At 70.0% G+C, this 22778-nt stretch carries 9 protein-coding genes; 6 read left to right on the top strand and 3 right to left on the bottom strand.

The window, feature by feature from the left end; genetic code table 11:
- From IG194_RS29485 to IG194_RS29500, 4 genes are all read left to right on the top strand, one after another.
- On the top strand, positions 1–1161 hold the full coding sequence (locus tag IG194_RS29485) for an acyl-CoA dehydrogenase family protein (protein WP_009622074.1): 1161 nt from the start codon (positions 1–3) through the stop codon (positions 1159–1161).
- Between the two features lie 25 nt (positions 1162–1186).
- Positions 1187–2536 (top strand): MmgE/PrpD family protein, encoded by a 1350-nt coding sequence (locus IG194_RS29490; RefSeq protein ID WP_058489621.1) that lies wholly within the window; start codon positions 1187–1189, stop codon positions 2534–2536.
- A 138-nt stretch (positions 2537–2674) separates the two neighbouring features.
- Positions 2675–3865 carry a CaiB/BaiF CoA transferase family protein gene (locus IG194_RS29495; RefSeq protein ID WP_058489622.1) on the top strand — a complete coding sequence of 397 codons (1191 nt, stop codon included), beginning with the start codon at positions 2675–2677 and terminating at the stop codon, positions 3863–3865.
- Between the two features lie 24 nt (positions 3866–3889).
- Positions 3890–4705, top strand: coding sequence for an HpcH/HpaI aldolase/citrate lyase family protein (locus tag IG194_RS29500; RefSeq protein ID WP_058489623.1), 816 nt, complete (start codon positions 3890–3892; stop codon positions 4703–4705).
- A 139-nt stretch (positions 4706–4844) separates the two neighbouring features.
- On the opposite strand, the gene IG194_RS29505 is transcribed toward IG194_RS29500, so the two are convergent.
- Positions 4845–5189 (bottom strand): cupin domain-containing protein, encoded by a 345-nt coding sequence (locus tag IG194_RS29505; protein WP_058489624.1) that lies wholly within the window; start codon positions 5187–5189, stop codon positions 4845–4847.
- A gap of 284 nt (positions 5190–5473) precedes the next feature.
- Between IG194_RS29505 and IG194_RS29510 the strand changes: the two genes are divergently transcribed.
- A complete protein-coding gene (locus tag IG194_RS29510; RefSeq protein ID WP_009622065.1) occupies positions 5474–5980 on the top strand; it encodes a DUF3015 domain-containing protein in 507 nt (168 codons plus the stop codon).
- A 1051-nt stretch (positions 5981–7031) separates the two neighbouring features.
- Here IG194_RS29510 and IG194_RS29515 read toward each other — a convergent pair.
- Together IG194_RS29515 and IG194_RS29520 are read right to left on the bottom strand one after the other, a co-directional pair.
- Positions 7032–8615: a sensor domain-containing diguanylate cyclase gene (locus tag IG194_RS29515; protein ID WP_058489626.1), complete on the bottom strand. Its 1584-nt coding sequence runs from the start codon at positions 8613–8615 to the stop codon at positions 7032–7034.
- A gap of 287 nt (positions 8616–8902) precedes the next feature.
- The gene (locus tag IG194_RS29520) at positions 8903–9454 is read right to left on the bottom strand and encodes an RNA polymerase factor sigma-70 (RefSeq protein WP_058489628.1); all 552 of its coding nucleotides are present in this window, start codon (positions 9452–9454) and stop codon (positions 8903–8905) included.
- Between the two features lie 299 nt (positions 9455–9753).
- On the opposite strand from IG194_RS29520, the gene IG194_RS29525 reads away from it, so the two are divergent.
- On the top strand, positions 9754–22725 hold the full coding sequence (locus IG194_RS29525; RefSeq protein ID WP_058489629.1) for a non-ribosomal peptide synthase/polyketide synthase: 12972 nt from the start codon (positions 9754–9756) through the stop codon (positions 22723–22725).
- Positions 22726–22778 lie beyond the last annotated feature (53 nt).

The raw sequence follows: 22778 nt of genomic DNA on the forward strand, positions 1-22778 counted from the left end.
ATGAGCAGCACCCCGGAAGAACTGCAGGCCATCCGCGAAGGCGTGCGCGCCCTGTGCGCGGAATTCCCCAGCGCCTACTGGCGCGAGATCGACGAGCGCAAGGGCTTCCCCGAAGCCTTCGTCAAAGCCATGACCGAGGCCGGCTGGCTGTCGGCGATGATCCCCGAGGAATACGGCGGCTCCGGCCTGGGCCTGGCCGAGGCCTCGGTGATCCTCGAAGAGGTGAACCACTGCGGCGGCAACTCCGGGACCATCCACGGGCAGATGTACAACATGTTCACCCTGCTGCGGAACGGCAGCGAGGAGCAGAAGCGTTATTACCTGCCGAAGCTGGCCAGCGGCGAGCTGCGCCTGCAGTCCATGGGCGTCACCGAGCCGACCACCGGCACCGACACCACCAAGATCAAGACCACCGCCGTGCGCCAGGGCGACAAGTACGTCATCAACGGCCAGAAGGTGTGGATCTCCCGCGTACAGCACTCCGACCTGATGATCCTGCTGGCGCGCACCACGCCGCTGGCCGAGGTGAAGAAGAAGGCCGACGGCATGTCGATCTTCCTGGTCGACCTGCGCGAGGCCATCGGCAACGGCCTGACCGTGCAGCCGATCGCCAACATGGTCAACCACGAGACCAACGAGCTGTTCTTCGACAACCTGGAAATCCCCGCCAGCAGCCTGATCGGCGAGGAAGGCAAGGGTTTCCGCTACATCCTCGACGGGCTCAACGCCGAGCGCACGCTGATCGCCGCCGAGTGCATCGGCGACGGCCGCTGGTTCATCGAGAAGGCCAGCCAGTACGCCCGCGACCGCGTGGTGTTCGGCCGCCCGATCGGGCAGAACCAGGGCGTGCAGTTCCCCATCGCCGAGGCGCACATCGAGGTGGAAGCCGCCGACCTGATGCGCTGGAAGGCCTGCGCGGAATACGACGCCGGGCGCAACGCCGGGGCCGCGGCGAACATGGCCAAGTACCTGGCGGCCAAGGCCAGCTGGGAGGCGGCCAACGCCTGCCTGCAGACCCACGGCGGCTTCGGCTTCGCCAACGAGTACGACGTCGAGCGCAAGTTCCGCGAGACGCGCCTGTACCAGGTGGCGCCGATCTCCACCAACCTGATCCTGTCCTACGTGGCCGAGCACCTGCTCGAACTGCCGCGCTCCTTCTGACCTGCGAGCCCAAGGACGACAAGCGATGAACAATACCCACGCCCTGGCCGAATTTCTTGCCGGCCTGCGCTACGAAGACCTGCCGGCCGCGGTGGTCGCACGCACCGAAGACCTGTTCCTCGACTGGCTCGGCTCGGCCCTGGCCAGCCAGGGCCGTCACCCGATTCCGCTGTTCCAGCGCTATGCACAACGCATGGGCCCCGTGGACGGACGCAGCCGCGTGCTGGTCGACGGTTCATCGACTTCGGCGTACTTCGCCGCGCTGGTCAATGGCGCCAGCTCGCACCTGGTGGAACAGGACGACCTGCACAACAGCTCGGTGCTGCACCCGGCCACGGTGGTATTCCCGGCAGCCCTGGCCGCCGCCCAGGACCTGGGCAAGTCCGGCCGCGAGCTGATCCTCGCCAGCGTCGCCGGCTACGAGGCGGGCATCCGCATCGGCGAGTTCCTCGGCCGCTCGCACTACCGCATCTTCCACACCACCGCCACGGTCGGCACCCTGGCCGCCGCCGTAGCCGTTGGCAAGCTGCTGGGCTTCGACAGCCGCCAGTTGGTGAACTGCCTGGGCAGCGCCGGGACCCAGGCCGCCGGGCTCTGGGAATTCCTCCGCGACGCCGCCGACTCCAAGCAACTGCACACCGCCAAGGCTGCCGCCGATGGCCTGCTCGCCGCCTACCTGACCGCCGATGGCCTGAGCGGCGCACAGAACATCCTCGAAGGCGAGCAGGGCATGGCCGCCGGCATGTCCAGCGATGCCGACCCGCGCAGACTGGTGGACGGCCTGGGCAGCCGCTGGGCGCTGGTCGAGACCTCGTTCAAGTTCCACGCCTCCTGCCGCCACACCCATCCCGCGGCCGACGCCCTGCTGGCGCTGATGCAGCGCGAAGGGCTGCAGGCCGAGGACATCGCCCGCGTCACTACCCGCGTGCACCAGGGCGCCATCGACGTGCTCGGCCGTGTGGTGGTGCCGCAGACGGTGCACCAGGCGAAGTTCTCCATGGGCACGGTGCTGGGCCTGATCGCCGTGCATGGCAAGGCCGGGCTGGTGGAGTTCGAGCAGTTCGCCCTGCAGGACCCGCGCGTGGCCGCCTTCCGCGACAAGGTGGGCATGCAGCTGGATGCCGAAGTGGACGGCGCCTACCCGCAGCGCTGGCTGGGCCGCGTCGAGGTGCTCACTACCGATGGCCGCCAGTTGCACGGCGGCATCGACGAGCCCAAGGGCGACCCGGGCAACAGCCTCAGCCGCGCCGAGCTGGAAGACAAGTTCCGCCGCCTGCTGGCCTTCGCCGGCGCCCGCGGCGAAGCCGAGGCCAGCCGGCTGATCGACGCCAGCTGGCGCCTGCACGACCTGCCGAGCCTGGAAGCCTTTGCCTGAGTAGCCCACGGCCCTGGCGGGCGGCCTCCGGAACCCGGGGGTTCACAGAGCGCGGGGCGCCGCCCGCCCGGGCCGTGGATACACACCGATAGCGCCGCGCCGTCCATGGCGGCGGCGCACGAGACACCTGGAGCACCCATGAACCCGCGTCCCCTCGACGGCATCACCGTCATCAGCCTGGAACACGCCATCGCCGCGCCGTTCTGCACCCGCCAACTGGCCGACCTCGGCGCCCGCGTCATCAAGGTCGAGCGCCCCGGCGTCGGCGACTTCGCCCGCGGCTATGACGAGCGCGTGCGCGGCATGGCCTCGCACTTCGTCTGGACCAACCGTTCCAAGCAAAGCCTGGCCCTGGACCTCAAGCAGGGCGAGGCCCACGCCGTGCTGGAGCAACTGCTGGAACAGGCCGACGTGCTGGTGCAGAACCTCGCGCCCGGCGCCGCCGCGCGCCTGGGGCTGTCGTTCGAGGCGCTGCACGAACGCTTCCCGCGCCTGATCGTCTGCGACATCTCCGGCTATGGCGAAGGCGGCCCCTACGAGCAGAAGAAGGCCTACGACCTGCTGATCCAGAGCGAGAGCGGCTTCCTCTCGGTCACCGGCGGCCCCGGCCCGGACGAGATGGCCAAGGCTGGCTGCTCCATCGCCGACATCTCCGCCGGCATGTACGCCTACAGCGGCATCCTCTCGGCGCTGCTGCTGCGCGGGCGCACGGGGGAGGGCAGCCGGGTGGAGGTCTCGATGCTCGAGGGCATGGCCGAGTGGATGGGCTTCCCCATGTACTACGCCTTCGAGGGCCAGGCGCAGCCGCCGCGCGCCGGCGCCGCCCACGCCACCATCTACCCCTATGGACCATTCCCCGCCGGCGACGGCAAGAACGTGATGCTCGGCGTGCAGAACGAACGCGAGTGGAAGGTCTTCTGCGAAATGGTGCTGCGGCGCCCGGAACTGGCGGAAGACCCGCGCTTCACCGCCACCAGCCTGCGGGTGGCCAACCGCGACGCCCTGCGCGCTCTGATCATCGAGGCCTTCGCCGGGCTGAGCGCGGCGCAAGTTGTGGAGCGCCTGGAACAGGCGCAGATCGCCAACGCCCACGTCAACGACATGCAGGGCCTGTGGAGCCACCCGCAACTGCAGGCCCGCGACGCCTGGCGCGAGATCGACAGCCCGGTGGGCCGCCTGCCGGCGCTGCTGCCGCCGGCCCGCAGCAATGCCTATGCGCCGCGCATGGACGCCGTGCCGGGCCTGGGCGAGCATACCGACAGCCTGCTCGCCGAGCTGGGCTACAGCGCCGCCGACATCCAGCGCCTGCACGAGCAGGGCGCAGTGTGAGCCGAACCTGACCAAGGACCCCGCATGAGCCCCATCGTCCGTTCCGCCCTGTTCGTCCCCGGCAGCCGCCCGGAGCGCTTCGCCAAGGCCCTGGCCAGCGGCGCCGACGCCGTGATCGTCGACCTGGAAGACGCCGTCGAGCCCGCGCTCAAGGCCCGCGCCCGCAACGACCTGGCGGCCTTCCTCGAAGCCAATCCGCAGGCCCGCGTGCGAGTGCGGGTGAACGCCACCGGGCACCCCGAGCACGTTGCGGACCTGGAACTGTGCCGCCTGCCGGGAGTGGCGGGCATTCTTTTGCCGAAGGTCGAATGCGCCGACGACCTGCGTGCCGCGTCAGCCTGCGGCAAGCCGATCTGGCCATTGATCGAAAGCGCCCGCGGCTTGCTGGCCGTGGGGGAAATAGCCGCCTGCGCCGGCGTCGAGCGCCTGACCTTCGGCGGCCTCGACCTGGCCCTGGACATCGGCATGAGCAGCGGCACCGCGGCGGCCGCCATGGTCTACGACCAGGTGCGCCTGAGCCTGCTGCTGCATTCGCGGGTCAACGGCCTGCAGGCGCCGCTGGACACCGTCTACCCGGCCTTCGACGACGCCGAAGGCTTCGCCGCGACGCTCCGCCATGGCCGTGACCTGGGCCTGGTGGGCGCGCTGTGCATCCACCCGAAGCAGGTCGCCGTGCTCCACGCCGCCCTGGCCCCCAGCGCCGAGGAACTGGCCTGGGCACGCCGGGTGCTGGCCGCGGCCGAAAGCGGCGCGGCGGCCTTCCAGGTGGACGGCCAGATGGTCGACGCCCCGGTCCTGGCCCGCGCCCGCCGCCTGCTCGCCAATGCAGGCGAGTCGTAGGGCGTACAAAGTCCTACACCTTCCGGTAATGCCCCGTAGGATGGTGTTGAGCGAAGCGATACCCATCGCCACGGCCGCATGGGTTTCGCAAGCTCAACCCATCCTACGAAGAGCACTTCGGTGCCGTAACGTAAACTAATCAGGCGAACACGAAATACTTGCGCACCGTCTCCACCACTTCCCAGGTGCCTTTCAGCCCCGGCTCGATGACGAACACGTCGCCGGCCTTCAGGTGCACCGGCTGCTCGCCCTCGGGGGTGATGATGCAGTAGCCGTCGAGGAAGTGGCAGTACTCCCACTTCTCGTAGTTCACCTCGAACTTGCCGGGGGTGCAGATCCAGGTGCCCATGATCTTGCTGCCGTCCGCCGAGGTGTAGGCATTGAGGTTGACGGTGTGCGGGTCGCCGCCGATGCGCTTCCACTTGGTGGCATCCAGCATGGGGGTGGGGCAGGTTTCGCGCAGTACGGTGATGAAGTCGGACATGACAGCTCCAGGTCGGTGGGATGTGGCCCGCCACCATAGGGGCAACGGCCACGCCGGAGTTGCCTGGATTCGACGCCGATGTGCCTGGAAACGCTGCGGCCTTGACCCGTGGCAATCCATGCGAGGGGTGTTCCTGTATTCATTGTGCGAATCCTGCCGCCGGTAGGTTTGAAACCTGGCGATTCCTTGCCTACACCTAAAGGCGAGCCAGACTGTTGCAGCGATGCTGCACAGCCGGGGAGTAGGGCACGCCAAATACGTCAAACGACCAAGGAACGACATCCATGACAAGCAAACTGCTCGGCAAGAGTGCGATCTTCGCGGTTCTCGGCGCCGCCAGCCTGTTCGCCCAGGCGGACCAGGCCGGGGGCAACGGCTGCGGTTGGGGCAACATGCTGTTCGAAGGGCAGCGCGGGTTGTTCCCGCACCTGCTGGCCACTACCACCAACGGAACTTCGGGCAACGCCACCTTCGGCCTGACTTCCGGCACCAACGGCTGCAACTCCGATGCGCGGCTGGGGTATGGCGGTCGTTCGATCTTTGCCATGAACGGCATGCTCGACAACATTGCCGAGGATATGGCCAAGGGGCATGGAGATGCGCTGGATGCCTATGCCACCCTGCTGGGGGTGCAGGCTCAGGATCGTGCGCATTTCGCGCAGGTTACTCAGCGGCACTTTGGGGAGATTTTTGCCAGTAAGGATGCGACTGGGGAGCAGGTCTATGCCAACACCTTGGCGGTGATGCAGCGTGATCCGACGCTGGCGCGCTATGCCAAGCAGCCTGCCTGAGGTTCGCGTAACGAGGCTGTTCACTTAAGAGAGAATGCCGTTTCTCTTCATGGGGGAAACGGCATTTTCATGTGGGGTGGGGCTAGGGCTTCGATTTTTAACTCGTCATTCCCGCGAACGCGGGACGCGGCTCCATCGCGAACAGCGCTTGCGCTGGCCCGAAGGGGAATAACCCAGTTGCCTTCTTGCTCGGTATAACGCGCCGCTCCGAGTCTGCGGACATTTCTCGTTTCGCCCCCTCGGGCGAGTCCCTTTTGTCAATCGCCACAAAAGGAACCAAAAAGGCTTGCCCCGACATACGGGCCCGATGGAGCCGGGCTACCCTCGCGAATTCCCCCGCCACGGAGGCCCGCCCCGAGGGTACGTCCCTGTAGCCCATCGGGGCTCTCGCGACATCCATGTCGCATGACCTCCTGAGCGCGGGTTTCGTTCGGCCTTCTGAAGGGGCACTCCGGTGCGCTCGGATATTCCTCTGGAAATCCTGCTCTTCGTAGGAGCGAGCTTGCTCGCGAACCCCGCAGTCACTGGGCTCCCGCGTTCGCGGGAATGACGGGGATAGATAGGTGCTTCAGGGTAACTCTGGATTCTCCCTTCGCTGAGGACAGCCCCCTCTCCCTTCAGGGAGAGGGTTGGGGAGAGGGCGCTCTTGAAGCCAGCGCCTACGCCACCGGCAAACCCCGTTCGCGAGCAAGCTCGCTCCTACAGTCATGATGGCATCGGTGTATCGGCCAACGGCGTATAACCGCGAACGGTTATACGCCCTACGAACCTGCCGGCTGACACTGCGTTATCCACCCACGCCGAACAGCCCCCTCTCCCTCCGGGAGAGGGCTGGGGTGAGGGCAACGAACTCCACCAACACTCCGCTACCAAAACCTGTAACTCCGCTCCCCCTCCCTAACCCTCCCCCGCAAGCGGGAGAGGGGACTGTTCGGTGTGATGCTCAACCACGAACCCGTCTGAAATAGCCAATGGGCAACGGCGCATAACCGCGAACGGTTATGCGCCCTACGTTCTGGCGCGCTACCGCCGGATGCTCCGGGCCGGGCCCTCAGGACGGATGAGGCTGCGCCACGCCAACCGGCCGCTCGTCCGCCACCATGACGCGGTTGCGGCCGGCCTGCTTGGCCTGGTAGAGCAGGGCGTCGGCGGTCGCGAGCACCGCGCCGACGTCCGTCCGTCCCTCGCTGCTGAAGGCCACGCCCAGCGACAGGGTCACCCGCCCCACCTGCGGGAAGTCCGTGCGTTCCGTCGTCAGGCGGATGCGTTCGGCGACTTCCGCCGCCACGCCGAGCGAGGTGGCCGGCAGCAGCAGGATGAACTCCTCGCCGCCGGCACGGCACGGCAGGTCGCCGCTGCGCGAGTTGCACCGCAGCACCTCGGCGAAGGCTTGCAGCACCTGGTCGCCGGCGGCATGGCCGAAGGTGTCGTTGACCTGCTTGAAGTGGTCGATGTCCATGCTGATGACCGCGAAGGGCTCGCCGCGCGCCACCCAGCTCGCCAGGGTCGCCTCCAGCGCGCGGCGGTTCGCCAGGCCGGTCAGCGGGTCGCTCTGGGCCTGGCGGTTGAGCTGGCCGATGCGCTCCTGGGTCATCTGTCCGCCGATGATCAGCGCCCGGCGGATGCGCCAGGCCTCGAAGTACCAGGCGCGCACCCCCTCGATGCGCTCGGTGTTGTCCAGCTGCGCCGCGTAGTCGGCCAGCCGGCGCAGGGGATGGCTGATCCGCGCGGCTATCCACCACAGCAGCGGGAAGCCGAGCAGGATCATCGGCACTATCCCCGCCAGCACCTGCAGCATCAGCGCGCGCACGGCGCCGAGGGTGACGCTCAGCGGCTGCTGCGAGACCACGCCCCAGCCGCTGTCCGGCACCGCCGCGTAGCCGGCGAGCATCTCCAGGCCCTCGTGATTGGTGACCTGCATGGCGCCGCTTTCGCCGCGCAGCGCGGCGTCCACCGCGGCGTTGACGCCGATCGTCTGGCCGATGCGCTCGCGCTCGGGGTGGTAGAGCAACTGGCGCTGCTCGTCCACCAGGTAGACGAAGGAGGTGTCCTTCTGGAAGTGCCGGCTGACGATGTGGTTCAGCGAATTGGCGCGGTTCAGGTAGATGGTCCCGCCGACCAGGCCGAGGTAGTCGCCGCGGGCGTTCCACACCGGATGGGAGACGAACACCACCCGCTCGCCGGACTGTGAATGGAAGGCCGGGCTGATCATCGCCTGGCGCATTTCCAGGGGGCGCTTGGAGAGGATCTTGCGCCCATTGGCGCTGAGCCACTGGGGCAGGGCGCTGAGGATCCGCCCGGTCGCGTCGACGATGACCACGGTGTTGAAGCTGCCGTCCTGGCGGGCCAGGCGTTCCACCTCGGCGCCGCGGACCGCCGCATCGGCGAAATCACGCCCGAGGACAGTCGCGCTATAGGCCAGGCGGTCCAGGGACGAGGCGAGGCTCTGGCTGATGCTCAGCGCAACCTTGGCCGCATAGGCCCGGTTGTGTTCCAGCGCACTGAGGACCAGCGTCTCCCGCTGAATCCGGTAGGTGGCGAACAGGTCGTTGGCCAGGGTCGCGATGGCCGCCAGGGAGGCGAACAGAAGGATCAAGGTGCGCAGGTTGAGCCTGGGCATGGGCCCCAAGGACATGGTGGATTCCGTCGATACTGTGGAGATCGCCGCGCCATCCACCCGGGCCGGACATGCCTGGCGCGAGCGCGCTTTCGAGGGGCTCGACGCCGTGGCTGAAGGCAGGTGGATGGCAGACGCCAGGGCGCCATTATGGACAAGGCCGGGCGCCGCGCCGGGGGTATTGGCGGAGATTCAGGGGCGGGGGCTGTAAAGCAGGAAGATTCCGTCGGGAATATGGGACAGGTCGGGGCGGCTGCCCCTTGCCCCGGCAATGCACGGCATCCGGCACCGGGGCGCAAGGGGCTTCAGGCGCGGCGGGCGGGCTGTTCGTCCTTGGCCACTCTGGCGCAGCAATGCAGCAGGGCATCGCGGATCATGAAGTTGACCAGGGTCGGGGAAACCCCCAGCTCGCGGGCGATCTCCTTCTGCTGCACGCCGTGCAGACGGTACATCTCGAAGGCGTAGCGGGTACGCTCGGGCAGCTGGCTCAGGGCCTCGTCGATCTGTTCGAGGGTGTCGAAGTTGATGTGCAGGGTTTCCGGCGTGGCGCCGTAGGCCGCCTCGGCCTCCATCAGCTCCTGCGGCGCGCCGGTGTGGCGCTGCTCCAGCGCCTGCTTGCGGTAGTGGTCGATGGCCAGGTTGCGCACCACCTGGAACAGGTAGCTCATCTGCGCCTTCAGCGGAATGGAGGCGCCGGAGGCGCTCTGCAGGCGGAAGAAGGTGTCCTGCACCACGTCCTCGGCATGGGAACGGCAGCCGAGGAAGCGCGAGGCGAACTTGACCAGGATGGAACGATTCTCGATGAAGGTCGCGACCAACGGGGAGGCATAACGGGAGGTGGGCAGTTCATCCAGCATGAGAATCACCTAGCGGCAGTGTGGGTGGGCAAATCGCTAGTCAGGTACGCATCCAGCGAGCCGAGCCGGAAAGTATTTGAAATGAGAATCATTGTCAACAATTGTAAATGAATGTTCTTGCTGGCCGGAAAGCCCCGTGCAGACTGGCTTTGTGCCATCCGGGCGGGCTCGCCGGCCTAGCTGAGAACACTAATTATTTCGAATGATCGTCCGTACACCTCTGAGAGAACCGGCTGAAGGCCCAAGTGGGACTTTTCCGGTCGATGACCAGTCGCGGTTGCACTCAGCAGGAAATCCAAATGGACGCGTTCGAACATCCCTCCTCAATGGCCCAGGCCCTGCGCCAGCGTGCCGGCACCCAACCCGACCGGCTGGCCTTGCGCTTCCTGGCCGAAGACGGCGCCGGCGACCTGGTGCTCAGCTATGCCGAGCTGGACCGCCGCGCCCGCTGCATCGCCGCCGCCCTGCAGGCCCGGGCGGGGCAGGGCGAGCGCGCGGTGCTGCTGTTCCCCAGCGGCCCGGACTACGTCGCCGCCTTCTTCGGCTGCCTGTACGCCGGCATGGTCGCGGTGCCCGCCTACCCGCCGGAGTCGGCGCGCCGCCACCACCAGGAACGCCTGCTGTCGATCATCGACGACTGCGCGCCGCGCCTGGTGCTGACCCAGGCCGAACTGCGCGGGGCGTTGCTGGAAGGCTGCCCGGCGCTGTCCGGCGCCGCCGCGCCGCAGCTGCTGTGCGTCGACGAACTGGACCTGGCCGGCGCCGAGGCCTGGGTGGAAACCGAGGTCCGCCCCGAACACATCGCCTTCCTGCAGTACACCTCCGGCTCCACCGCGCTGCCCAAGGGCGTGCAGGTCAGCCACGGCAACCTGGTGGCCAACGAGCGGCTGATCCGCGGCGGCTTCGGCATCGGCGCCGACGATGTGATCGTCAGCTGGCTGCCGCTGTACCACGACATGGGCCTGATCGGCGGCCTGCTGCAGCCAGTCTACAGCGGCGTGCCCTGCGTGCTGATGTCGCCGCGCTATTTCCTCGAACGGCCAGTGCGCTGGCTGGAAGCCATCAGCCGGCACGGCGGCACCGTCAGCGGCGGGCCGGACTTCGCCTACCGCCTGTGCACCGAGCGCGTCAGCGAATCGGCCCTGGCCGGGCTGGACCTGAGCCGCTGGCGCGTGGCCTTCTCCGGCTCCGAACCGATCCGCCAGGACAGCCTGGATAATTTCGCCGCCAAGTTCGCCGCCAGCCGCTTCGAGGCCTCCAGCTTCTTCGCCTGCTACGGCCTGGCCGAGGCCACCCTGTTCGTCAGCGGCGGCCAGCGCGGCCAGGGCATCGCCGCCCTGGGCGTGGACGAGGCGGCCCTGGCGCAGAACCGCATCGAAGCGGGCAGCGACAGCGTGCTCATGTGCTGTGGCCGCAGCCAGCCGGAACATGCGGTGATGATCGTCGACCCGCAAAGCGGCGCCACCCTGGGCGAGAACCAGGTAGGCGAGGTCTGGGCCGCCGGGCCGAGCATCGCCCACGGCTACTGGCGCAACCCCGAGGCCACGGCCAAGGCCTTCGTCGAGCGCGACGGCCGCACCTGGCTGCGCACCGGCGACCTGGGCTGCCTGCGCGACGGCGAGTTGTACGTCACCGGGCGCCTGAAGGACATGCTCATCATCCGCGGCCACAACCTCTACCCGCAGGACATCGAACGCGCCGTGGAAACCGAGGTGGATGCGGTGCGCAAGGGCCGAGTGGCCGCCTTCGCCGTGCAGGTCGATGGCGAGGAGGGCATCGGCATCGCCGCCGAGGTCGGCCGCGCGCTGCAGAAGCGCATCCCGGCCGACGCCCTGATCGACGCCATCCGCCAGGCGGTGGCCGAGGCCTGCCAGGAGGCGCCCAAGGTGGTGGCGCTGCTCAACCCCGGCGCGCTGCCGCGCACCTCCAGCGGCAAGCTGCAGCGCTCGGCCTGCCGCACGCGCCTGGCCGACGGCAGCCTGGACGCCTACGCCGTCTACCCCGGCCTGGCACCCCGGGCCGAAGCCGCGCCGGAGCAAGGCGCCGATGCCTTGCAGGCACGCATCGCCGAACTCTGGCGCGAGCACCTGGGCGTCGAGCGCGTAGGCGCGGACGACAACTTCTTCCTGCTGGGCGGCAACTCCATCGCCGCCGCCCAGGTCATGGCCGCGCTGCGCGAGGCCCTGGGCGTCAACCTGAACCTGCGCCTGCTGTTCGAAGCGCCGAGCCTGGCCGCCTTCAGCGCCGCCGTGGCCGCTCGCCTGGCCAATGGCGCCGCGGTGGAAGCGCCCATGGCCCAGCTGCCGCGCGGCGGCGACCTGCCGCAATCCGCGGCCCAGCGCCGCCTGTGGCTGAACTGGCAGATCGAACCCCAGGGCTGCGCCTACAACATCCCCGGCGGCTTGCTGCTGCGCGGCGAACTGGACGAAGACGCGGTCTACGACAGCTTCGCCCGCCTGGTGCAGCGCCATGAGTCGCTGCGCACACGCTTCCTCGAACGCGACGGCCAGGCGCTGCAACGCATCGAACCGCGCGGCGAGTTCCACTGGCAGGTGCTGCAACTGGACACCGGCGAAGCCGAACGGCGCCGCGAGGCCGAGGCCCGCGAGCCGTTCGACCTGGAAAAGGGCCCGCTGCTGCGGGTGAGCCTGGTGCGCCTGGACGACGACCTGCACCAGCTGTGGGTGACCCTGCACCACATCGTGGCCGACGGCTGGTCGCTGAACCTGCTGCTGGACGAATTCGCCCGCCTGTACGCCGAGGCCCTGGGCGGCCAGGCCGCCGAGCTGGCGCCGCTACCGGTCGGCTATGCCGAGTTCGCCAGCTGGCAGCGCCAGTGGCTGGAGGCGGGCGAGGGCGCCCGCCAGCTGGGCTACTGGCGCGAACAGCTGGGCGAGGAAGCCCCGGTGCTGGAACTGCCCACCGACCACCCGCGTGGCAGCGCCGCCTCGCCGGCGGCGCGCCTGAGCCTGCGCCTGGACGACAAGCTTGGCCAGGCCCTGCGCGAAGCGGCCCAGGCCAACCAGGCCAGCGTCTTCATGTGGCTGCTGGCGGCCTTCCAGGCCCTGCTGCACCGCCACAGCGGGCAGGCCGACATCCGCGTCGGCGTGCCCAGCGCCAACCGCCAGCGCCAGGAAGTCCAGGGGCTGGTCGGCTTCTTCATCAACACCCTGGTGCTGCGCGCCACGCCCGCTCCGCGGCAGGCCTTCGGCCAGTTGCTGGCCCAGGTGCGCGAAGCCACCCTGGGCGCCCAGGAACACCAGGACCTGCCCTTCGACAGCCTGCTGGAAGCCCTGCCGGGCCACGGCGGCCAGCCGTTCCAGGTGCTGTTCAACCACCAGCAGCGCGACCTTTCCGCCCTGCGCCGGCTGCCTGGCCTGCTGGCCGAGGAACTGCCCTGGCACAGCCGCGAGGCCAAGTTCGACCTGCAATTGCAGACCGAGGAAGACGCCCGCGGCCGTCTGCGCCTGAACTTCGACTACGCCGCCGAGCTGTTCGACGCCGCCAGCATCCAGCGCCTGGCCGACCAGTACGTGGCGCTGCTGCGCCAGGTGGTGGCACAACCGCAGCTGTGCCTGGGCGACATCGCCCTGGCGACGGACGCGGAACTGGCACGCCTGGAGCAGTGGAGCAGCGCGCCCTGCGAGCCGGCGCGCAGCTGGCTGCCGGAGCAGCTGGAACGCGCATTGCCGGCCCACGCCGAACGCGTGGCGCTGCAATGGGACGGCGGCGAACTCAGCCACGCCGAACTGCACGCCCAGGCCAACCGCCTGGCCCACTACCTGCGCGACAAGGGCGTGGGCCCCGACGTGCCGGTGGCCATCTGTGCCGAACGCTCGCCGCAGCTGCTGGTGGGCCTGCTGGCCATCCTCAAGGCCGGCGGCGCCTACGTGCCGCTGGACGCGGACTACCCCGCAGAACGCCTGGCCTACATGCTCGACGACTGCGGCGCCAGCCTGCTGCTGACCCAGTCCCACCTGCTGGAATGCCTGCCAAGCCTGGAAGGCGTCGCCACCCTGTGCTTCGACGGCCTCAAGCTGGACGGCTGGCCGAGCAGCGCGCCGGGCCTGCACCTGCACGGCGACAACCTGGCCTACGTCATCTACACCTCCGGCTCCACCGGCCAGCCCAAGGGCGTGGGCAACACCCACGCCGCCCTGGCCGAGCGCCTGCAATGGATGCAGGCCACCTATGCGCTGCGGGCCGACGACGTGCTGATGCAGAAGGCCCCGGTGAGCTTCGACGTCTCGGTGTGGGAATGCTTCTGGCCGCTGCTGGCGGGCTGCCGCCTGGTGCTGGCCGGCCCCGGCGAGCACCGCGACCCGGCGCGCATCGCCCAACTGGTGCGGCAGTTCGGCGTGACCACGCTGCACTTCGTGCCGCCGCTGCTGCAACTGTTCATCGACGAGCCGGGCGTGGAGGAATGCACCAGCCTGCGCCGCCTGTTCTCCGGCGGCGAGGCGCTGCCGGCGCAGCTGCGCGACCGGGTGCTGCAACGCCTGCCCGGCGTGGCCTTGCACAACCGCTACGGCCCGACGGAAACCGCGATCAACGTCACCCACTGGCACTGCTCGCTGGAGGATGGCGCGCGCTCGCCCATCGGCCGGCCGCTGGGCAACGTGGTCTGCCGCGTCCTCGACAGCGAGCTCAATCCGCTGCTGTCGGGCGCCGCCGGCGAGCTGTGCATCGGCGGCATCGGCCTGGCCCGCGGCTACCTGGGCCGCCCGGGGCTGAGCGCCGAACGCTTCGTCGCCGACCCGCTGGGCGCGCCCGGCGCACGGCTGTATCGCACCGGCGACCGCGCGCGCTGGAGCGAGCAGGGCGTGCTGGAATACCTCGGCCGCCAGGACGGCCAGGTGAAACTGCGCGGCTTCCGCATCGAGCTGGACGAAATCCGCGCGCGCCTGCTGGCCCAGCCCGGCGTGGCCCAGGCCGTGGTGCTGATCCGCCAGGCCGGCAACCTCGGCAGCCAACTGCTGGGCTACTACACCGCGACCGCCGATGCCCCGGCCAAGGCCGAACACGGCCAGGCCCTGCGCACCGCGTTGCAGGCAGCATTGCCGGAATACATGGTGCCGGCGCAGCTCATGCGCCTGGACAGCATGCCCCTGGGCCCCAGCGGCAAGCTGGACCTCAAGGCCCTGCCCGAGCCGAGCGGGCAGCAGCGCGAGCACGTCGCCCCGCGCGACGAGGTGGAACAGCGCCTGGCCAGCATCTGGAGCGAAGTGCTGGGCCTGCCGCAAGTGGGCCTGGACGACGACTTCTTCGAACTGGGCGGCCACTCGCTGCTGGCCACCCGGATCGTCTCCCGCGCGCGCCAGGCCTTCGCCATCGAGCTGCCGCTGCGTGAGCTGTTCGACGCCAGCCGCCTGGGCGCCTTCGCCGAGCGGGTACGCCAGCTGCGCGCCGCCGGCAGCCGCGACAGCCAGGGCGCGATCCGCCCGGTGGACCGCAGCCAGCGCGTGCCGCTGTCCTACTCGCAGCAGCGCATGTGGTTCCTCTGGCAACTGGAGCCGGACAGCCCGGCCTACAACGTCGGCGGCATGGCGCGGCTGCGCGGCGTGCTGGACCTGGACTGCTTCGAGCGCGCCCTGCAAGCCCTGGTGCAGCGCCACGAGACCCTGCGCACCCGCTTCCCCAGCGTCGACGGCGTGCCGCATCAGCAGGTGCAGGAGGACAGCGGCCTGCGCATGCAGCGCCTGGACTTCTCCCACCTCGACACCGACGCCCGCCAGCAGGCCCTGCAGCAACTGGCCGACGACGAGGCGCACAAGCCCTTCGACCTCGAACAGGGCCCACTGCTGCGGGTGTACATGGTCCGCCTGGCCGAGGACGAGCACTACCTGGTGCTGACCCTCCACCACATCGTCACCGAAGGCTGGGCCATGGACATCTTCGCCCGCGAGCTGAGCGCGCTCTACGAGGCCTTCCTGGCCGGCCGCGAATCGCCCCTGGCGCCGCTGCCGGTGCAATACCTGGACTACAGCCTGTGGCAGCGCGACTGGCTGGAAGCCGGCGAACGCCAGCGTCAGCTGGACTACTGGACCGCCCAGCTGGGCGACGAGCATCCGGTGCTGGAACTGCCCGGCGACCGCCCGCGGCCGCCGGTGCAGAGCCACCGCGGCGACCTCTACCGCTTCGACTTGGCGCCACAGCTGGCCGAGCGGGTGCGCCGCTTCAACGCCGGCAACGGCCTGACCCAGTTCATGACCATGACCGCCGCCCTGGCCGTGCTGCTGTACCGCTACAGCGGCCAGCAGGACCTGCGCATCGGCGCGCCGGTGGCCAACCGCATCCGCCCGGAGAGCGAAGGGCTGATCGGCGCCTTCCTCAACACCCAGGTGCTGCGCTGCCGCCTCGACGGGCAGATGAGCGTGGCCGGGCTGCTGGAGCAGGTGCGGCAGACGGTGATCGACGGCCAGTCGCACCAGGACCTGCCCTTCGACCACCTGGTGGAGGCCCTGCAGCCGCCGCGCAGCGCCGCCTACAACCCGCTGTTCCAGGTGATGTGCAACGTCCAGCGCTGGGAGTTCCAGCAGACCCGCCAGTTGGCCGGGATGACAGTGGAGTACTGCGTCAACGACGCCCGCGCCACCAAGTTCGACCTCAACCTGGAAGTCACCGACCTCGACCAGCGCCTGGGCTGCTGCCTGACCTACAGCCGCGACCTCTTCGACGAGCCGCGAATTGCCCGCATGGCGCGCCACTGGCAGAACCTGCTGGCGGCGATGATCGCCGACCCGCAACAGCGCCTGGGCGAGCTGCCGATGCTGGATGCCGGCGAGCAGGATGCGCTGCTGACCTGCAGCGGGCCGCAACTGAGCGATACCCTGCACGGCCTGTTCGCCGCCCAGGCCGCGGCCACGCCGCAGGCCCCGGCGCTGACCTTCGCCGGCCAGAGCCTTAGCTACGCCGAACTGGACACCCGCGCCAACCGCCTGGCGCGCCTGCTGCGCGAACGCGGCGTGGGCCCGGAAGTGCGCGTCGGCCTGGCCCTGGAACGCTCGCTGGAAATGGTCGTCGGCCTGCTGGCCATCCTCAAGGCCGGCGGCGCCTACGTGCCGCTGGACCCGGAATACCCGCTGGAACGCCTGCACTACATGATCGAGGACAGCGGCGTGCGCCTGCTGCTCGGCCAGCCGGCGCTGTTCGAGGCCCTGGGCGCGCTGCCCGAAGGCGTCGGCCGCTGCTGCCCTGCGCAGGAGGGCGCGGCCCTGGCGGCGCTGGACGACGGCCCGCTGCCGGCCTTCGCCCAGCCGCAGCACCTGGCCTACCTGATCTACACCTCCGGCTCCACCGGCAAGCCCAAGGGCGTGGCGGTGTGCCACGGCGAGATCGCCATGCACTGCCGCGCGGTGATCGAACGCTTCGGCATGCGCGCCGACGACTGCGAGCTGCACTTCTATTCCATCAACTTCGACGCCGCCAGCGAGCGCCTGCTGACGCCGCTGCTGTGCGGCGCCCACGTGGTGCTGCGGGCCCAGGGCCAGTGGGGCGCCGAGGACATCTGCCAACTGATCGCCGAGCACCGCGTGAGCATCCTCGGCTTCACCCCCAGCTACGGCAGCCAACTGGCCCAGTGGCTGCAGACCCAGGGCCGGCAGCTGCCGGTGCGCCTGTGCATCACCGGCGGCGAGGCGCTGACCGCCGAGCACCTGCAACGCATCCGCCAGGCCTTCGCGCCGCGCTACTTCTTCAACGCCTACGGCCCCACCGAGACGGTGGTCATGCCCCTGGCGGCCCTGGCCCCGGAGCAGGTGGAAGCCGGCGCCGGCGTGCCCATCGGCAGCCTGGTGGGCGAGCGCAGCGCCTGCCTCCTCGACGCCGACCTGGCCCTGGTGCCCCAGGGCGCCGGCGGCGAGCTGTACGTCGGCGGTGCCGGCCTGGCCCGCGGCTACCACGAACGCCCGGCGCTGACCGCCGAACGCTTCGTGCCCGACCCCTTCGGCGCGCCCGGCGGGCGCCTGTACCGCACCGGCGACCGCGTGCGCCAGCGCGCCGACGGCCAGGTGGAATACCTCGGACGCATCGACCAGCAGGTGAAGATCCGCGGCTTCCGCATCGAGCTGGGCGAGATAGAGGCGCGCCTGCAGGAACACCCGCAGGTGCGCGAGGCGGCCGTGCTGGCCATCGACGGGCCGAGCGGCAAGCAACTGGTGGGCTACGTGGGCTGCGCAGAGGCGGGCGCCGACGAGGCGGCCCAGGCCGAACTGCGCGAGGCGCTCAAGGCGCACCTCAAGCAGCAACTGCCGGACTACATGGTGCCGGCGCACTTGGTGCTGCTGGAGGGCCTGCCGCTGACCGCCAACGGCAAGCTCGACCGCCGCGCGCTGCCGGCGCCGGACGCCAGCCTCGGCCAGCGCGCCTACGAGGCCCCGCGCAGCGAGCTGGAACGCCAGCTGGCGGCGGTCTGGGGCGAGGTGCTGAACGTCGCCCAGATCGGCCTGGACGACAACTTCTTCGAACTGGGCGGCGACTCCATCCTCTCCATCCAGGTGGTCAGCCGCGCCCGCCAGCAGGGCATCCAGTTCAGCCCGCGCGACCTGTTCCAGCACCAGAGCGTGCGCAGCCTGGCCGGCGTCGCCCGCAGCGCCGGCACAAGCCTCGCCGAGCAGGGCGAAGTGCAGGGCGAGAGCGCGTTGACGCCGATCCAGCAGTGGTTCTTCGAACTGCCCCTGGAGAACCGCGCGCACTGGAACCAGTCGCTGCTGCTGGAGCCGCGCCAGGCGCTGGACGCCGAGCTGCTGCGCCAGGCCCTGCTGCAACTGGTCAAGCACCACGACGCCCTGCGCCTGACGTTCCGCCAGGAAGGTGGCCGCTGGCACGCCGAACACCGGGCTGCGGACGATGGCGCCTGGCTGCTATGGCAGGCGCAGGTGGCGAGCTTCGACGACTGCGCCGAAGTGTTCGAGCGCGCCCAGCGCAGCCTGGCCCTGGACGGCCCGCTGCTGCGCGCGGTGCTGGTGGACGGCCCCGGCGCCCAGCGCCTGCTGCTGGCGATCCACCACCTGGTGGTGGACGGCGTGTCCTGGCGCGTGCTGCTGGAAGACCTGCAGCAGGTTTATCGCCAACTCGCCGCCGGCGAAGCGCCGCAACTGCCGGCCAAGACCAGCGCCTTCCGCGACTGGACCGCGCGCCTGCAGGCCTACGCCGGCAGCGAGCCGCTGCGCGAGGAACTGCACTGGTGGCGCGGCCAGCTGGACGGCGCCCCCGGCGCCTGGTTCTGCGACAACCCGCAAGGCCGCAACGACGAGGCCCTGGCCCGCAGCCTGAGCCTGCGCCTGGACCGCGAGCGCACCCGCCAGTTGCTGCAACAGGCGCCGGCGGCCTACCGGACCCAGGTCAACGACCTGCTGCTGACCGCCCTGGCCCGGGTGCTCTGCCGTGTCAGCGGCGAGGCCTCGGTGCTGGTGCAGCTGGAAGGCCACGGCCGCGAGGCGCTGTTCGACGACATCGACCTCAGCCGCACGGTCGGCTGGTTCACCAGCGCCTTCCCGCTGCGCCTGGCGCCTGCTGGCGAGGCGGGCGAAGCGGGACTGGCGGCGTCGATCAAGGCGATCAAGGAACAGCTGCGCGCCGTGCCGCACAAGGGCCTGGGCCACGGCGTGCTGCGCCACCTGGGCGACGAGGCCGGGCGCCGCGCCCTGGCCGAGCTGCCGCAGCCGCGCATCACCTTCAACTACCTGGGCCAGTTCGACCAGAGCTTCACCGACGACGCCCTGTTCCGCCCGCTGGACGAACCCACCGGGGCCATCCACGACGCCGCCGCGCCGCTGCCCAACGAGCTGAGCGTGGACGGCCAGGTCTACGGCGGGGAACTGGTGCTGCGCTGGACCTACAGCGCCGAGCGCTACGAAGAGCAGACCATCGCCGACCTGGCCAACGCCTACCTCGGCGAACTGCAGGCGCTGATCGCCCACTGCCTGGCCGACGATGCCGGCGGCCTGACGCCTTCCGACTTCCCCCTGGCGCGCCTGAGCCAGGCGCAGCTTGACGCCCTGGCGGTGCCGGCGGCGCAGATCGACGACGTCTACCCGCTGACGCCCATGCAGGAGGGCCTGCTGCTGCACACCCTGCTGGAGCCGGGCACCGGCATCTACTACATGCAGGACCGCTACCGCATCGACAGCGAGCTGGACCGGGAGCGCTTCGCCGCCGCCTGGCAGGCCGTGGTGGCGCGCCACGAGGCGCTGCGCGCGTCCTTCTCGTGGAACGCCGGCGAGGCCATGCTGCAGGTGATCCACAAACCCGGCCGGCTGCGCATCGAGTTCCTCGACTGGAGCGAACTGCCCGCCGACGGCCACGAGGAACGCCTGCAGGCCCTGCACAAGCAGGAACGCGAGGCCGGCTTCGATTTGCTCGAGGAGCCGCCCTTCCACCTGCGCCTGATCCGCCTGGGCGCGGCGCGCCACTGGTTCATGATGAGCAACCACCACATCCTCATCGACGCCTGGTGCCGCGGCCTGCTGATGAGCGACTTCTTCGAGATCTACGCCGCCCTGGGCGAGGGCCGCGCGCCGCAGCTGCCGGCCGCGCCGCGCTACCGCGACTACATCGCCTGGCTGCAGCGCCAGGACCTGGAGCACTCGCGCCGCTGGTGGCAGCAGAACCTGAACGGCTTCGAGCGCGCGACCTACATCCCCAGCGACCGGCCGATCCTCCACGAGCGCGCCGGGGAAAGCGGCGGGATGATCGTCGGCGACCGCTACACCCGCCTGGACGCCGCTGACGGCGCGCGCCTGCGCGAACTGGCGCAGCGCTACCAGCTCACCGTCAACACCTTCGCCCAGGCGGCCTGGGCCCTGGTGCTGCGGCGCTACAGCGGCGAGCGCGACCTGCTGTTCGGCGTCACCGTGGCCGGGCGCCCGGTGGGCCTGCCGCAGATGCAGCGCACCGTGGGGCTGTTCATCAACAGCATCCCACTGCGCGTGCAGCTGCCGGCGCCCGGCGCGCGGCAGACGGTGCGCGACTGGCTGACCGGGCTGTTCGAACGCAACCTGGAACTGCGCGAGCACGAGCACCTGCCGCTGGTGAGCATCCAGGAAGCCAGCGAACTGCCCAAGGGCCAGCCGCTGTTCGACAGCCTCTTCGTGTTCGAGAACGCCCCGGTGGAAGTGGCGGTGCTGGACCGCGCGCAGAGCCTGAAGGCCAGCTCCGATTCCGGGCGCACCCACACCAACTTCCCGCTCACCGTGGTCTGCTACCCCGGCGACGACCTGGGCCTGCACCTGTCCTACGACCAGCGCTATTTCGAGGCGCCGACCATCGAGCGCCTGCTCGGCGAGTTCAAGCGCCTGCTGCTGGCCCTGGCCGACGGTTTCCATGGCGACGTGGCCGAACTGCCGCTGCTGGGCACTGGGGAACGGCGCTTCCTGCTGGAGGACTGCAACCGCAGCGAGCACGCCTACCCGCTGGAGCAGGGCTACGTGCGCCTGTTCGAAGCGCGGGTGGCCGCGCACCCGCAGCGCATCGCCGCCAGTTGCCTGGACCAGCAGTGGAGCTACGCCGAGCTGAACCGCCGCGCCAACCGCCTGGGCCACGCGCTGCTGGCCGCCGGCGTCGGCTTCGACCAGCCGGTGGCCCTGCTCGGCGAGCGCGGCCTGGACCTGCTGGGCATGATCGTCGGCAGCTTCAAGGCCGGCGCCGGCTATCTGCCGCTGGACCCGGCGCACCCGACGCAGCGCCTGACGCGCATCCTCGAACTCAGCCGCACGCCGGTACTGGTGTGCAGCGCCGCCTGCCGCGAACAGGCCCTGGCGCTGCTCGCCGAGCTGGGCTGCGGCGGTCGCCCGCGCCTGCTGGTGTGGGACGAGGTGCAGCACGGCGCGGCCGCCGAGCACGACCCGCAGCGCTACAGCGGGCCGCGCAACCTGGCCTACGTGATCTACACCTCCGGCTCCACCGGCCTGCCCAAGGGCGTGATGGTGGAGCAGGCCGGCATGCTCAACAACCAGTTGAGCAAGGTGCCGTATCTGGCGCTCGGCGAGGGCGACGTGATCGCCCAGACCGCCTCGCAGAGCTTCGACATCTCGGTCTGGCAGTTCCTCGCCGCGCCGCTGTTCGGCGGCCGCGTGGCCATAGTGCCGAACGCCATCGCCCAGGACCCGCAGGCCCTGCTGGAACACGTGGTGGAGCAGGGCGTGAGCGTGCTGGAAAGCGTGCCCTCGCTGATCCAGGGCATGCTCGCCGAGGAGCACAAGGCGCTGCCCGGCCTGCGCTGGATGCTGCCCACCGGCGAGGCCATGCCGCCGGAACTGGCGCGGCACTGGCTGCAACGCTACCCGCAGGTGGGCCTGGTCAACGCCTACGGCCCGGCGGAATGCTCGGACGACGTGGCCTTCTTCCGCGTCGACGCGGCCTCCACCGAGGCCACCTACCTGCCCATCGGCAGCCCCACCGACAACAACCAGCTGTACCTGCTGGATGCCGAAGGCGACTTCGAGCTGGTGCCCCTGGGCGCGGTGGGCGAGCTGTGCGTGGCCGGCACCGGCGTCGGCCGCGGCTATGTCGGCGACCCGCTGCGCACCGCCCAGGCCTTCGTCCCGCACCCCTTCGGGGCGCCGGGCGAGCGCCTGTACCGCACCGGCGACCTGGCGCGGCGCCGCGCCGACGGCGTGCTGGAGTACGTCGGGCGCGTCGACCACCAGGTGAAGATCCGCGGCTTCCGCATCGAACTGGGCGAGATCGAGGCGCGCCTGCACGAGCTGCCGGAGGTGCGCGAGGCCGCCGTGGCGGTGCAGGAAAGCGCCACCGGCAAGTACCTGGTCGGCTACCTGGTGCCCGCTGCGACGGTAGTAGAGGAGGGCGCCTGGCTCGAACAGGTGCGCCAGCACCTGCGCGCCGACCTGCCGGACTACATGGTGCCGCTGCACTGGCAGGTGCTGGCGCGCATGCCGCTCAACACCAACGGCAAGCTCGACCGCAAGGCCCTGCCGGCGCTGGACATCGGCCAGGCCCTGGCGCACGCCTACCAGGCGCCGCGCACGGAGCTGGAGGCCACCCTGGCGCAGATCTGGGCCGAGGTGCTCAAGGTCGAGCGCGTCGGCGTGCTGGACAACTTCTTCGAACTGGGCGGGCACTCGCTGCTGGCCACGCAGATCGCCTCGCGGGTGCAGAAGGCCCTGCAACGCAACGTGCCGCTGCGGGCCATGTTCGAGTGCAGCACGGTGGAGGAACTGGCCAGCTACATCGAGGCCCAGGCCGCCAGCGCCATCGACGAGCGCAAGGCGGCGCGCCTGGACGACCTGATGTCGCAGCTGGAAATGCTCTAGCCCGGCACCTCCCGCGGGGCCGCCGAGGCCCCGCGGGGGGATCGCGAAACACC

The organism is Pseudomonas sp. ADPe (genome assembly GCF_014843515.1).
GTDB lineage: Bacteria > Pseudomonadota > Gammaproteobacteria > Pseudomonadales > Pseudomonadaceae > Pseudomonas > Pseudomonas citronellolis.